This window comes from Paraburkholderia bannensis NBRC 103871 (assembly GCF_000685015.1).
Classification (GTDB): Bacteria; Pseudomonadota; Gammaproteobacteria; order Burkholderiales; family Burkholderiaceae; genus Paraburkholderia; species Paraburkholderia bannensis.
Window position 1 is genome coordinate 12912 of sequence record NZ_BAYA01000037.1, and the last position, 12507, is coordinate 25418.

Genomic DNA, 12507 nt, shown 5'->3' on the forward strand with positions numbered 1-12507 from the left:
AGTATCAACTGGTATTTGGCCACAAGCCGGTTTTTCTCTTTGCACAGGAGCAGCTCATGGTCGGCTGGTCGTCCGGTGCCTTCACCTGCGCGTCAGTTGCGGACAGATAGAAGTTGAGCTGCCCGGCGTATTCTGGTTTGAAGGGCGTCGTTTTCACTTCGACAACCACGTAGCATCTCAGCTTCAGGTGCTAGAACAGCAGATCGATGAAGAACTCGTCCCATCCGGTATTGGCGCCCAACGAAAGCGAAGCCAGCACCCAGTTCCAGCAGGATGCGCTCGATGTCGCGTTCCTGAGCGCTTTCATTCATGCCACGGAAATCGAAGATATACGGATCTTTCAGGGCGTCACGCGCGAGATCGGATTGGGGGGACTGGAGCCGATCGGCGAAATTTGTCACGGCGTTGGCCGCGCGCGAGTGCGCCCCAGTCTCGATCTGCATGACCAGTATGCTTCGCGACCAGCCATGTTCGAGGGATTTTTCTGCGTACCAGTGTCGCTGCAGTGCGTCGTCGAGCTTGTCGAGCAAGGTGTCGACGTGGGACCACGGCAATTGTGCAACGGGCTGTTGCACAAATTCCGGCTGCGGAAATGCCTGGGCCAGCGCGCGCATGTACTTCAGGTTCCGCGGCGAGAACCCACGCATTTCGGGAAACGCCGCCTTGAGATCCCGCGCCAGCCTGTCGATAACTCCGGTGCCCCAGCCCTGAGCCAGTTGTCATTCGATAATGTCCCGACCGATCTGTCAGTATACCGTCACCAATTCACGATTTACGCTGACGACGACGCGCATGTTCGCCGCGTTGTTTGACCTCAGCGAGCCAATGGGGATAGTCTTCGGCCTAGGCGGGATTGGCGGGTTCGTTGGTCATGCGCGGTTTGGTCGGACTGCGGTTGGCAAAATCAGCGGAACACGTGTACAGCGTGCTGGCAGACGACGGCCGGTGCTAGTGATCCGAGTTGCAGATTATATCGTTCAACCTCAAAATAAAATAAAAATGCGATTATACTTAATACGTTAAATATACATAGTGCGAAATATTTCTTTGAATCTTTCTAACTCTTCCAATGCACTGCCGTCGGCGACAGGAGTTCGATAACCCGCAGAAGGTTACGGTGACAGCCATGGGAAGGACTGATACCGTTGTTTTCCCCAGCAACCTAGGACACGCAGGCGTGTCAGGTTGCCGGCCAGCCACGCACGGCGAAGAGCTGGATCAGTGCGTCGCGCACGTGGTCAAGATAGTGAGTTTCGGCGCTCCAGCGCGGTGAGGCCCGCGTGTGTTGACGTTCACCGGGGGCAGGATTCGGTGAACGCCACCAGTTCTCCCTTCTGAATGAGCACCCCCTATTTGTCTGCGCTTACGCATCACTGCCCCGTCGTTGAAATCGGCAATGAATCGTGGCACTTAAGGAGCGGTTCTGTCTAAGCTGAGACAACGGAAAGAGTGCAGCGAAGCAGCCCAATATCTCGAGCGGGAGCCGCCGCAGTCCGAAGTGAGTTGTTGATCCCGGTCTACGATATCGTCACCGAGGGCGCCGAAATTCCCGAACGTATCCATCCGCCTGACGAAGGGCAGAGAACACTGCTCGGGAGAGTGACGCGATGCGTACTATTGGCGATCGAGATACTACCTTTAGTGCGTGGGCCAGTGGCAAGCGGTCAATAGTGCCTTAAAACTTCGTGCGAATGCCCGCTCCGAAGGTATCACCGCTCGCCAGCTTGTCAAAGTGGTCGTACATATACGCCGCGTAGACATCGGTGCGTTTGGACAGTGCGTAGTCGTAGCCCAGTGCTGCGGTTTGCCGTGTCTGGTTGAGGCCGCCGCTGTCGCGCGAATAAGCATACGACGCCATTACAGTGCCGCCGCCCAGCGCAACCGATACGCCGCTCTGGTAAGTGTTCACATGCCAACTGCTCGCGAGCTCGTCGTTCTTTGTGTACATGTATTGGCCAAAGAATTTCACCGCTTTCAGATCGTAGGACAGCCCGACCTGCGCGACGCTCTGGCTACGCATGCCTTCGACGAGCGCGGTCAGATCGCCTGGCGTGCTGTTGTAATTCGCGTACTGATAGACTGCGGTAGCCGCGAACGGGCCGTGGAAGTACAGGAATTGCGCGCTCCACTTCTTCGAACCGTTCTCGCCTGCCTGATTGCCGAGGCCGTACATCAGCGAGCCAGACAGGCCGTTATAGTTCGGCGTGGAATATTGCACGGTATTGCTCCAACCTGAATCGCCGATCACGCCCATATCAGTCGTATAGCTCGGGCCGCTGCCGAGGCCGAGATACGTGTGCCAGATCATCGGCGAGAATTCGTACGAATCCACGAACGGGTTGAAGAGAATTGTCGAGATAAACAGGGGTGTGGTTTGGCGGCCGAGCGTTAGCGTGCCGTAGACAGATTCGAGGCCCACATACGCGTTGCGCGAGAAGAAGGTGTCGCCCGTAAAGCGGCCGGCCTGACCGTTCTGCGGCAGGAAGAAGTCTTCGAGTGCGAAGACGGCCTTGTAACCGTTGCCGAGGTCTTCCGAGCCTTTCAAGCCCCAGTAAGAGGTGGACATGCCGCCACCCGAGACTTCCCAGGCGCGCTGGCCCCCCGGGACCTTCTGCGCGCCGATCCATGTATCGACCTGACCGTAGAGTTGCACGCTCGACTGCGCGAACGCCGAAGAAGCGGAGAGAGCGAGCGTACCCGTTACGAAAAGACCCCATACCGTGCGTGCGATAGCCGAATTTTTCATATTAATTTAGTTATGCTAATTCAAGAATGTAAAAAATAAGGAAACGGAGCAGCGGTGCGCAGACCGCTGCGTCAGGGGGAAAACTTCAACGGCTGAATGGACGCGTGAGCGAAGGCGGCGCGGTTTGCCGTCCGATCAGACCGGCTACCGCGATCAGTGCGAGCAGATACGGGAGCATCACGAGCAAGGCGGTGGGCACATGCAGCCCGAACATCTGCAACTGGAATTGCATGGCGGTGGCCGCACCGAACAGCAGGCACGCCAGCGCAGTTCGGCCAATCTTCCAGTTGCCGAAGATGATCGCTGCGATCACCAGGTAGCCCGTGCCGTTGGTCAGGCCTTCCGTAAAGGTATGGATATCCCCGATCGAGATAAAGCAGCCCGCCGCCGCCGACATCACGCCGGAGAACAACACCGCACCATAGCGCAGCTTCACGACGGACACGCCCGACTGATCGACGGCGCGCGGTGATACGCCCACCGCATGCAATGCGATGCCGAGCGCCGTATGACGCATCGTCCATGCCGTCGCCGCGAGTACCAGCAGGCCCGCGTACAGCAGCCATACCTGGTGGAATACGGCGTCGCCGATCAACGGTAATTGACCGAGGCCCGGCGGTGACCAGCGGGCTAGGCCTGGAATCGCCGCCTCCGAGCGCGAGCCGAATATCTCGCGATAGACGAGCGTCGTGCCGCCCAGCGCGAGGATGTTGATGCCGATGCCCGTCACGACCTGATTCGCGCGCAGCGTCACGCTCAGGAACGCCTGCAGCAGCGCGACTGGCAGTACGCCCAGCATGCCGCATAGCAGGCCGATGGCCGGGTTGCCGGTCCACCACGAGGCCATCGCGCCGATGAATGCACCGGTCAGCATCATGCCTTCCACGCTCATGTTGAGCACGCCCGCCCGCTCGCTCACGAGCTCGCCCGTGGAAGCCAGCAGCATGGGCGCGGCGAGGCGGATAGACGAGCCCGCAAATACGGCGAACAGTTCCGCGTTCATTGACGTTCTCCCTTGCGTTCGAGCCAGATTGCGCCGCCCGCGAGCGCAATTGTCACGATGCCCTGCACGATCAGCACCAGCGCCGACGGCACCGCGGCGACCATCTCCATGTTGATGCCGCCCGAGCGCAGAAAGCCGAACAGCAGTGCGCACGCGAACACGCCCGTGATCGAGCCGCGCGACAGCAGCCCGACCACGAGGCCGTCGAAACCGTAGCCCGACGAGAAGCCCGCCTTGAGCGAGCCCTGATCGCCTTGCAGCATCAGTGCGCCCGCGAGTCCGCCGAATGCGCCCGCGATCGCGAGCGCGGCGACGATCGTCGAGGTGATCGGCAAGCCCGCGCGCCGTGCGGCCACCGCGTTCAGCCCGGTCGCGCGCAAGGCGAAGCCGAAGCGCGTGTAGCGCAGCATCAGCGTCGCGGCGACGTCGAGCACGAGCGTCACAGGCAGGCCGATATGCAGGCCGAGGCCGCTGTCCGCGAACAGCGCGGGCAGGTGCGTGGCATCGGGAATCTCCAGCGATTCGGGCAGCGTGGCGCCGCTGGTCATCGGCTGACGCAGGAGCGCTTCGCTTTGCACGCACCAGTAAAGCAGCCACACGGCGACGAACGAGAGCAGCAGCGTGCTGATGACTTCGCTCGTGCCCGCCTTCGCTTTCAGCACGCCCGAGACGCCGCCCCAGAGCGCGCCCGCGGCGGCCGCGCAGAGCATTGGCACGATGAAGGCGAGGCCGAAGGGCAGGCCCGCGCAGTGGCCGTACAGGCTCATCGCCGTCGAGACGATGCCGCCGATGGCGATCTGTCCTTCCGCGCCGACGTTGGTCAGTTGCGCGCGATGCGCAATCACGAAGCCGATGCCGACGAGCGCGAACACGAGCGCGCGATTGACCGACGCGCCCACGGCGTACGGCGAGCCCCATGCGCCGTCGGCGAATGCGGCGAGCGCGTCGCGCACGTTCACGCCCATCAGCGCGATCAGGCCGAGCGCGACGCAGAACGCGAACACGATCGCGCCTCCGATCACGCCCGCGCCGCGCAACGGCGATGCGCCGGCGCGCGCGGCGGGCGACGCCAGCGGCCACGCGCGCGCGGCCAGCGATTTACGAAGCGAATTCATTGCGAGTCTCCTGCGCCGGCCATCCATGCGCCGATACGTGAGCGATTGGCCGCCTCGGGCGTGCAACTGCCCATGATGCGGCCGCGATACAGCACGACGATGCGGTCGGCGACGCTCATCAGTTCGTCGAGTTCGGACGAGATCAGCAGCACGCCCACGCCGCGTTCACGCGCCGCGCGGATGTGACGGTAGACGGCGGCCACCGCGCCGACGTCGAGCCCGCGCGTCGGTTGCGCGGCCAGCAGAAAATGCAGCGGGTCGAGCGTGAGTTCGCGCGCGAGCACGGCCTTTTGCTGATTGCCGCCCGAGAGTCCGCCGAAGATCGCGTCGGGCCCGCTCGCGCGCACGTCGAAGCGTTCCATCAGTTCGACCGCGCGCTCGCGCATCGCGCGGAGTTGCAGCCAGCCCGCGCGCGAGTAGCGATCGAGATGATTGAGCATGAGGTTGTCGACGAGGCTCATGCCGGTCACGCAGCCGACCGCGTGCCGGTCCTCGGGCACGATGCCCACGCCCGCGCGTGTGAGTTCGCGCGGCGTCGCGCGCGTCATGTCCTGGCCCGCGACGAAGAAGCGTCCCGCCGCCGCGGGCATCATGCCCGCGAGCACGGCGCCCAGTTCGTTCTGGCCGTTGCCTTCCACGCCCGCGATGCCGACGATCTCGCCGCGATTTACGACGAGCGTGCAATCGGCGAGACGCAGCACGCCATCGGCGTCGCGCGCGGCGAGGCCGTCGATCTGCAACACTTCGTCGCTCAGCGCGCGCGACCACGGCGAACCTTCGTGCGGCTGCGCGAGCGACAGTTGCGCGTGCAGATCGACGGCTTGCGCGTTCGACGCGCGGCGGATCATCGCGTCGACGAGACGGTCGATGTCGTTCGCAGGCGCATCTGAGCGCGCGACCACGCGGCCCGATTGCAGCACCGTCGCGTGCGTGGCGATGCGGCAGATCTCCTTGAGCTTGTGCGTGACGAGCACGACTGCGCAGCCGTTCGCGGCTACGCGCGCGCAGGTGTCGAGCAGCGCGTCGATCTCGGCGGGCAGCAGCACGGCGGTCGGTTCGTCGAGCAGCAGCAGACGCGGCTCGCGCATCAGACACTTGACGATTTCCACGCGCTGGCGCTCGCCCACCGAGAGATCGGCGATCCGCGCGTCGAGCGGCAGCGTCAGGCCCACGCGCGCGAGCGTCGCTTCGACGCGCTGGGCTTCGCGCGCGCGATCGATACGCCCGCGCGCCTGGCCGAGCAGCAGATTGTCGAGCACGCTCGCATTGTCGACGAGACTGAAGTGCTGATGCACCATCGCGATGCCGTGCTCGATCGCCTCGCGCGGATTGCGCGGCCGATACGTGACGCCGTTCATGCGCATCGCGCCCGCGTCGGGCTGATGCACGCCGAAGATCACGTTGCAGAGCGTGGACTTGCCCGCGCCGTTTTCGCCGAGCAGGCAATGCACATCGCCGGCCATGAGGTCGAGCGATACCTCGTCGAGCGCCTGAAACGCACCGAAGCGCTTGCCGATCCCTTCGAGCGACAGCACCGGCGCGGGCGCGGGAGATACGACGGCGTTCATGATCAGCCTTCCATGACCTTGATCTTGCCGCTCTGGATGTCGTCTTCGATCTGCTTGAGCTTCGTGTCGATCGCGGGCGTGGAATGACACACGGCCATGCCCGACGACTTCGGCCCCATCGCCAGACCGAAGGCCTTGTAGCCCGGCTGCCACGTGCCTTTCTCCAGTTGCTCGATCGCGTATTGCGCCTGGTAGCCGACGCCCGTGATGCTGTACGCGACATAGAGCGGATCGCTGCCGCAACGGTCGGTGTAGCTGCCGATGATGTGCGTGTTCTTTTCCTTCGCCGCCTGCTCGATGCCGCGCAAGCCGAGATTAAGAATGTGATAGTGAATGTCGGCGCCCTGTGCGATGGCGGCGGCGGTGGCTTCGCGCGCTTTCGCTACGTCGTCGAAATCGCCGGTGTAGCTCTCGAAGTACTTGATCTTCGGATTGATATAGCGCGCGCCGTCGCCGAATTCCTTGCCCGCGTTCACGATCGACGGAATTTCCATGCCGCCGACGTAGCTCACGGCGTTGGTCTTCGTGAGCATCGCGGCGGCCGCGCCCGCGACGAACGCAATTTCGGCCTGCTTCACGTCGTAGCCCGCGACGTTGGGCGGCATCGCTTGCCCCTTGCTGCCGCCGACGATCGAAAATTTCACTTTCGGAAAGCGCTTCGCGATCTTGATGACGGCTGCCTGCGTCTGGCCGCCTACGCCGATGACGAGTTCGTTCTTTGCGGCGAGGTTCGTGAGCGCCTGCTCCATGTCCGCGTAATTGATGTTCTCGATGATCTGCGTCTTGAGCTTCGGGCCGAATTCCTTTTGCGCGGCCATTACGCCGTCATACCCGGATTCCATCCAGCCCTTGTCGGTCTTCGAGCCGGGAATCAGGACGCCGACATGCATCGCGTCGTCGGCTGCGTAGACCGCGGGTGGCGTGACGGCGCCCAGTCCCAGCGCGATGCTGACCGTGGCGAGCACGCGCAGGCGCGCCGGTGCAGGGCGTTGCGGGAATCGATTCGAGAACAGCTTCGCGGAAGACATTGTGTAGCACTCCTTTGCCGTAGCGTTTGAGTTTCGTTTTTCAGTTTCGGTAAGTGAACTATTCATGAACGAAACGGATAAAAGCAAGTTGGGTGCCATGTATGTCGAACGCATGCCGGCTTGATGGTCGAAGCCTCGCAGTGCCTGTTTTCATGCGGGTTTGTGCCGGGTGTGACGCTGCGCGCGTGAAGTGTGCGAGCGTAGGCGCGCGTGTCATGCATGCACCAAAGCCGGTTTCGATGCCTGTGCGCGGGGCGTGAGAGAAAGCGATTGCACGCGCACGCACCACGCCGGCGCGCGCTACGGATTCGCGCCATTCGATGCAGCGGCCCGCGAGTTCGCGCAGTGCGCGCCGTGCTGCTATATTCGCGGCAAGCGGCGCATGCGCCGATGGACTTTTCTTCCGCACGAACGAACCTACTTTTGCCATGACGCGTGTCGCCGCTCGCTCCGCCAGTCCTTCGAGATCGAAAAAAGCCGCTGCCCAGAAGCCGGCACAAGCCACCACGGCGACGGCGCAGGAATCCATGCAGGAACCCGTGCGAGAAACCATGCGGCAGCGTCTCGCGGCGGCGACACGCGGGCGCATCTTTCGCGTCGCGCTCGCGGAATTCGCGGAGAAGGGCTTGAGTGGCGCGCGCGTGGAAACCATCGCGAGCCGCGCGAAGGTCAACATCCGGATGATTTATCACTACTTCGGCGGCAAGGAAGCGCTCTATCTGGAAGTGCTCGAATTCGTGCTCGGTCGTTTGCGCGCCGAAGAACTCAAGCTCGAACTGGACGTCGATCGCGTCAAGCCCGTCGAAGGCATCGTGCTGCTTTACGAGTTCATCGAAGGGCATTTCGCGGCCCATCAGGAACTCGGCAAACTGCTCTCGTTCGAGAACCTGAATCGCGCGCGCGTGATGAAGCGCTCGAAAGCGATTCCCGAAATGGCCTCGCCGGTGCTGGTGCTGTTGCGCACGCTGATCGAGCGCGGCGAAAAGGACAAGACGCTGCGCGCCGGACTCGAACCGCTGCATCTCTATGTCGCGCTCGTGAGCTTGTGTTCGTTCCACAAGTCGAACGCGTACACGCTGTCCTGCATCTTCAACGCCGATCTGCTCGCGCCGAGCTGGCAGGACGAGCAGAAGCGGCAGGCGCAGGAGATGGTGCGCGCGTTCGTACGCGCCTGACGGGTTTTCAGCCGACCGCGAGCGGCGGGGTATGCGGGCTTGCATCGACGGCCATCGCCAGACCGTCGCTGCGCGGGTCGTGCGCGCCGAGCGCCCAGCCATCGGCGTCGATGCGGATCACGCCGGGATGCCCCGCAAGCGGACTTTGCGCGGCAATTGTCGAGACTTCGTGGCCGCGTGCCGAGAGTTCCGCGAGCACTTGCGCGCCCGCATCGGCCTCAAGCTTGAGCGCGTCGCGCATGTCGGAGAATGTCCGCCCGAGCAGAAAGCGCGGCTGCGCGAGCGCTGCGAGCGGGTCCATGCCGTAATCGATCAAGCGCGTGAGAATCGCCGCTAGCGTTTGCGGCTGACCGTCCGCGCCCTGGGTGCCGAACAATAGATGCGGGCGCCCATCGCGCAGATACATGCCCGGCGTGAGCGTGTGGAACGGCCGCTTGCCGGGCGCGAGCGTGTTGGGATGCCGCGCGTCGGTTCCGAATGCCGCGCCGCGGTTATGCCAGAGAATGCCGGTGTCGCCTGCGACCACGCCGCTGCCCCAATCGAAATACACCGTTTGCAGCAAGCTCACCGAGCGTCCCTCACGATCGGTCGCGCCGATGAACACCGTGTCGCCATGACGAAAGCGATGCGGCCATGCACGTGCGCGGCGCATGTCGATGGACCGCGCATGTGCCGCCAGCGTCTCGGGTGCAAGCAGCATGTCGACGGGCACCTCGGCGAAATCGGGATCGCCCACGTAGCGGTCGCGATCGACGAACGCGCATTTCACCGCTTCCACGAGCAGATGATAGTAATCGGCGCTGCCTTCCTCGATAGCGGAAAAATCGAAGTGCGCGAGCGTGCCCATGATTTCCAGCATCGTCACGCCTTGCGTGGGCGGCTGCAAACCGACGAGCTCGCCGCCGCGATACGGCACGCGCAAGGGCGCTTCCTCGCGTGCGCGTGTGCTGGCGAGATCGTGCGCGTCGAGTGGCGAGCCCGCATCGCGCAGGCCGCCCGCGATGCGCTCGGCGAGATCGCCCTCGTAGAATTCGCGCGCGCCAAATCGTGCGATGCGTTCGAGACTACGCGCGAGCGCCGGTTGCGCAAAGCGCGAACCGGGCGCGGGCGGGGCGCCCGATGCGTCGTTGGGCGCGAAGGTCGCGGCGAAACCGGGCTGCGCGTTCAGTTGGTCGGCACGCAGCGTTTGCCAGAAGTGCTGCGATTGCGTCACGGCAAAGCCGTCTTGTGCGTATTCGATTGCGCGCTCGAACAGCGTCGACCACGCGAGTGTGCCGCTCCACGCTTCGCGTGAATGTGCGAACGCGCGCGCCCACGTGTCGAGCATGCCCGCGCTCGTGAGCGCAGCCGCGCCGCCACGCACAGGAATCGCTTCGCCGTGATGCGGCAGGTGCATCGCGGCCTGGCCCGCGCCCGAAATCGTGCGCACGTCGCCGCTTCGATCCGCGACGACCCAGAAAGCGTCGCCGCCCAATCCCGTGAAGTGTGGATATGTGACGCACAGCACCGCGCCGATGGCGATAGCGGCTTCGATGGCATTGCCGCCCGCGCGCAGCACCTCGCGCCCGGCGGCACTCGCGAGCGCGTGCGGGCTCGTCACCATGCCGTCGCGCGAACGGGCGTTTAAAGCATTAGAAATTTTGGACTCCATTATATTGACGCGATCTCGCCGTGGCTGAGAGACAGCGTTTGCGCGAGTCGCAGCAGCGCGCGATCGGTGCCGCGCGCGCCGATCAGCGAGAGGGCGAGCGGACGGTCGCGTTCGTCGGCAAACGGCAGCGTGATTTGCGGCAGGCCGCCCAGCGAGGCGATGGCGTTGAGCGTGAGCGCGTCGTCATAGAAGCGCGCGAGCGTGTCTGCGTCCGCGTCCTTCGCGAGCAGCGCGCAGGGCGTGGTCGGCATGACGAGCATGCTGTCTTGCAGCCGTGCGTCGAGTTGCGCGGCGAGCGTCCCGCGCAGGGCGCGCCAATGTGGCGTGCGTTCGCGGTCGTACTCGTCGATGTGCGCAAAGCGCGGTGCGATAGACGGACCGAAGCGCGGCTTCGCGGCGCGTATCCATGCCCCGAGCGCCGCGTCGATATCGGCTGCCTGCACGGCTTGATAGCACGCGAGCCAGTCGATGGCCGGAATACGATCGAAGATGGGTACCGAATCGTGTGCGCCGAACGAACGCGCGAGCGCCTCGAGACGCGCGGCATCGTCGACTTCGTGCCGGGCGCGGCACGCGAAGGCTTCGTCCACGCGTCGCAAAGTGAGCGATGACGACGCGCTATCGGCGGGTAACAGCACGTCGCCAACGTTTGCCAAAAGATCGGCGGAACGCGCAAACCAGCCGACGGTGTCGAGGCTCGGCGCGAACGGCACCAGGCCATCGAGCGCAATCGCGCCGTGGGTCGGACGCATGCCGTAAAGACCGCAGAACGAAGCGGGCACGCGCACCGAGCCGCCCGTATCGGTGCCGAGCGCGAAGTCCACCGTGCCAGCCGCGACCGCCGAAGCCGATCCGCTCGACGAACCGCCCGGCAGCGCATGCGGCCAGCGCGGATTGAGCGGCGTGCCGTAGTGATGATTCGCGCCTTCGAGGCTATAGGCAAGTTCGTCTGTGATCGTTTTGCCTTCGAGCGCCGCGCCCGCGCGCAACAGCGCCCAGACGCAGGACGCGTGCTCGCGCGCGGGCGTTTGCGCGGCGAGCCAGTCGGGATTGCCGCCGCCCGTGCGCACGCCTGCCACGTCGATCAGATCCTTCACCGCGAAGCGCAGGCGCTCGAGCGGGCCGCGCGTGAGCGGCGCGACGCGTGTAGCGTCGCCGGGAACGAACGCGCTCACGCGGGCTGCTCCTGGGCTTCGAGCGCCTTAGCCGCTTGAACAAGGCGCGTCGAATCGGTGACGAAGCCGAAGCATTTCTTCACGTTCCAGATCGTCGCTTCGGTGCAGAACGCGGGCGAGGAGGTCGCGCAGCAATCCTCGACGAGCACGCAGCCGTAGCCGAGAAAGTTGGCGTCGGTGAGCGAGTGCAGCACGCATTGATCGGTGTTCACGCCCGCGAAAAGCAGCGTACGCACGCCGAGATTGCGCAGGATGCTGTCGAGCGGCGTGTCCCAGAAGCCGCTGATCCGAAATTTATCCACGCAGATGTCTTGCGGCAGCGGCTTTAGTTCGTCCACCACGGCGGCGGCCCACGAGTCTTTTTCGAGCACGTGCGCACCGTTGCTCGTGAGCGGTTCGCCAAGGCCGGTGCCCTGGCCGGTCGGCTTGTAGAGATGCAACTGGTTCGGCGGCATGTTGGCGAGGTCCGGGCGATTGCCCCAGTTCACCCAGATCACCGGCACGCCTTGCGAGCGCAGCGCGGGCAGCAGCGTTTGCAGCGGCGCGATGGGCGCACGGTCGGCTGTGAAGTCGCCGCCAATCTGCGAAACCCAGCCGCCTTCGGTGCAGAAGTCGTTCTGCATGTCGATCACGACGATGGCCGTGCGGCTCAGGTCGAGGCGCACGTGTTGCGGTTCGCAGGCGAGCGTCGCGAGACGCGGTTCGGGACCGCGCGCCGACATGTCGACGAGCGCCGGGCTCGCGAGCCAGTGATAGGCGTCGGCGCGGCCGAGACGGTTGGCGGTGGCGGGCGCGTCGTTAAGAAGGTGGGCTTCGGACATTGGCTGGGACTCTCCGCAGGCAGCGTTCATTCATGAATAAGATACTTACCGAAATACGCAAGATCGATGCCAGGCGGAAGTGCAGTGCAAACGCCCGAAGGAATGAGGTCAGTGCGAGGCGGGCGCGAGGAAGTTGCGCGGGCATGCCCCGAAGTGGGGCGCGCTGCACGAAGGTGCGGCGATGACATGCGTGCACAGCTAACGTGAATCGCTGCACGGGACGCG

At 64.1% G+C, this 12507-nt stretch carries 11 protein-coding genes; 1 reads left to right on the plus strand and 10 read right to left on the minus strand.

Annotated features, from left to right (window positions below):
- Positions 1–4 precede the first annotated feature (4 nt).
- The 7 genes from BBA01S_RS48505 to BBA01S_RS34090 all read right to left on the minus strand — a co-directional run bounded on the left by BBA01S_RS48505 (position 5) and on the right by BBA01S_RS34090 (position 7460).
- Positions 5–169, minus strand: a complete 165-nt coding sequence (locus BBA01S_RS48505) for a PDDEXK nuclease domain-containing protein (RefSeq protein ID WP_281177021.1) — start codon at positions 167–169, stop codon at positions 5–7.
- Positions 93–716, minus strand: a complete 624-nt coding sequence (locus BBA01S_RS46265) for a PDDEXK nuclease domain-containing protein (protein ID WP_322787851.1) — start codon at positions 714–716, stop codon at positions 93–95. Before BBA01S_RS46265 ends, BBA01S_RS48505 begins: the two co-directional genes overlap by 77 nt.
- A gap of 959 nt (positions 717–1675) precedes the next feature.
- The gene (locus BBA01S_RS34070; protein WP_084162713.1) at positions 1676–2746 is read right to left on the minus strand and encodes a porin; all 1071 of its coding nucleotides are present in this window, start codon (positions 2744–2746) and stop codon (positions 1676–1678) included.
- Between the two features lie 85 nt (positions 2747–2831).
- A complete protein-coding gene (locus BBA01S_RS34075) occupies positions 2832–3749 on the minus strand; it encodes an ABC transporter permease (protein WP_027820336.1) in 918 nt (305 codons plus the stop codon).
- A complete protein-coding gene (locus tag BBA01S_RS34080; protein ID WP_084162714.1) occupies positions 3746–4864 on the minus strand; it encodes an ABC transporter permease in 1119 nt (372 codons plus the stop codon). Before BBA01S_RS34080 ends, BBA01S_RS34075 begins: the two co-directional genes overlap by 4 nt.
- On the minus strand, positions 4861–6432 hold the full coding sequence (locus BBA01S_RS34085) for an ABC transporter ATP-binding protein (RefSeq protein WP_027820338.1): 1572 nt from the start codon (positions 6430–6432) through the stop codon (positions 4861–4863). Before BBA01S_RS34085 ends, BBA01S_RS34080 begins: the two co-directional genes overlap by 4 nt.
- 2 nt (positions 6433–6434) lie before the next feature.
- Positions 6435–7460 carry a BMP family protein gene (locus tag BBA01S_RS34090; protein ID WP_042298360.1) on the minus strand — a complete coding sequence of 342 codons (1026 nt, stop codon included), beginning with the start codon at positions 7458–7460 and terminating at the stop codon, positions 6435–6437.
- Between the two features lie 551 nt (positions 7461–8011).
- Here BBA01S_RS34090 and BBA01S_RS44045 point away from each other — a divergent pair.
- Positions 8012–8635 (plus strand): TetR/AcrR family transcriptional regulator, encoded by a 624-nt coding sequence (locus tag BBA01S_RS44045; protein ID WP_245641673.1) that lies wholly within the window; start codon positions 8012–8014, stop codon positions 8633–8635.
- Positions 8636–8642: 7 nt separating this feature from the next.
- Here BBA01S_RS44045 and BBA01S_RS44050 read toward each other — a convergent pair whose 3' ends face one another.
- From BBA01S_RS44050 to BBA01S_RS34110, 3 genes are read right to left on the minus strand one after another with little or no spacing between them, the layout of a single operon-like run.
- Positions 8643–10238, minus strand: coding sequence for a gamma-glutamyltransferase family protein (locus BBA01S_RS44050; protein ID WP_084162715.1), 1596 nt, complete (start codon positions 10236–10238; stop codon positions 8643–8645).
- 47 nt (positions 10239–10285) lie between these two features.
- On the minus strand, positions 10286–11461 hold the full coding sequence (locus tag BBA01S_RS34105) for an amidase (RefSeq protein ID WP_027820340.1): 1176 nt from the start codon (positions 11459–11461) through the stop codon (positions 10286–10288).
- The gene (locus tag BBA01S_RS34110; protein ID WP_027820341.1) at positions 11458–12282 is read right to left on the minus strand and encodes a cysteine hydrolase; all 825 of its coding nucleotides are present in this window, start codon (positions 12280–12282) and stop codon (positions 11458–11460) included. The genes BBA01S_RS34105 and BBA01S_RS34110 overlap by 4 nt, the downstream gene beginning before the upstream one ends.
- Positions 12283–12507 lie beyond the last annotated feature (225 nt).

Bases quoted from the DNA above. Each gene is read 5' to 3' on its own strand.
- BBA01S_RS34075 (WP_027820336.1), bottom strand. From the start codon at position 3,749: ATGAACGCGGAACTGTTCGCCGTATTTGCGGGCTCGTCTATCCGCCTC.
- BBA01S_RS44050 (WP_084162715.1), bottom strand. From the start codon at position 10,238: ATGGTGACGAGCCCGCACGCGCTCGCGAGTGCCGCCGGGCGCGAGGTG.
- BBA01S_RS34080 (WP_084162714.1), bottom strand. From the start codon at position 4,864: ATGAATTCGCTTCGTAAATCGCTGGCCGCGCGCGCGTGGCCGCTGGCG.
- BBA01S_RS34070 (WP_084162713.1), bottom strand. From the start codon at position 2,746: ATGAAAAATTCGGCTATCGCACGCACGGTATGGGGTCTTTTCGTAACG.
- BBA01S_RS44045 (WP_245641673.1), top strand. From the start codon at position 8,012: ATGCGGCAGCGTCTCGCGGCGGCGACACGCGGGCGCATCTTTCGCGTC.
- BBA01S_RS34085 (WP_027820338.1), bottom strand. From the start codon at position 6,432: ATGAACGCCGTCGTATCTCCCGCGCCCGCGCCGGTGCTGTCGCTCGAA.
- BBA01S_RS34110 (WP_027820341.1), bottom strand. From the start codon at position 12,282: ATGTCCGAAGCCCACCTTCTTAACGACGCGCCCGCCACCGCCAACCGT.
- BBA01S_RS34090 (WP_042298360.1), bottom strand. From the start codon at position 7,460: ATGTCTTCCGCGAAGCTGTTCTCGAATCGATTCCCGCAACGCCCTGCA.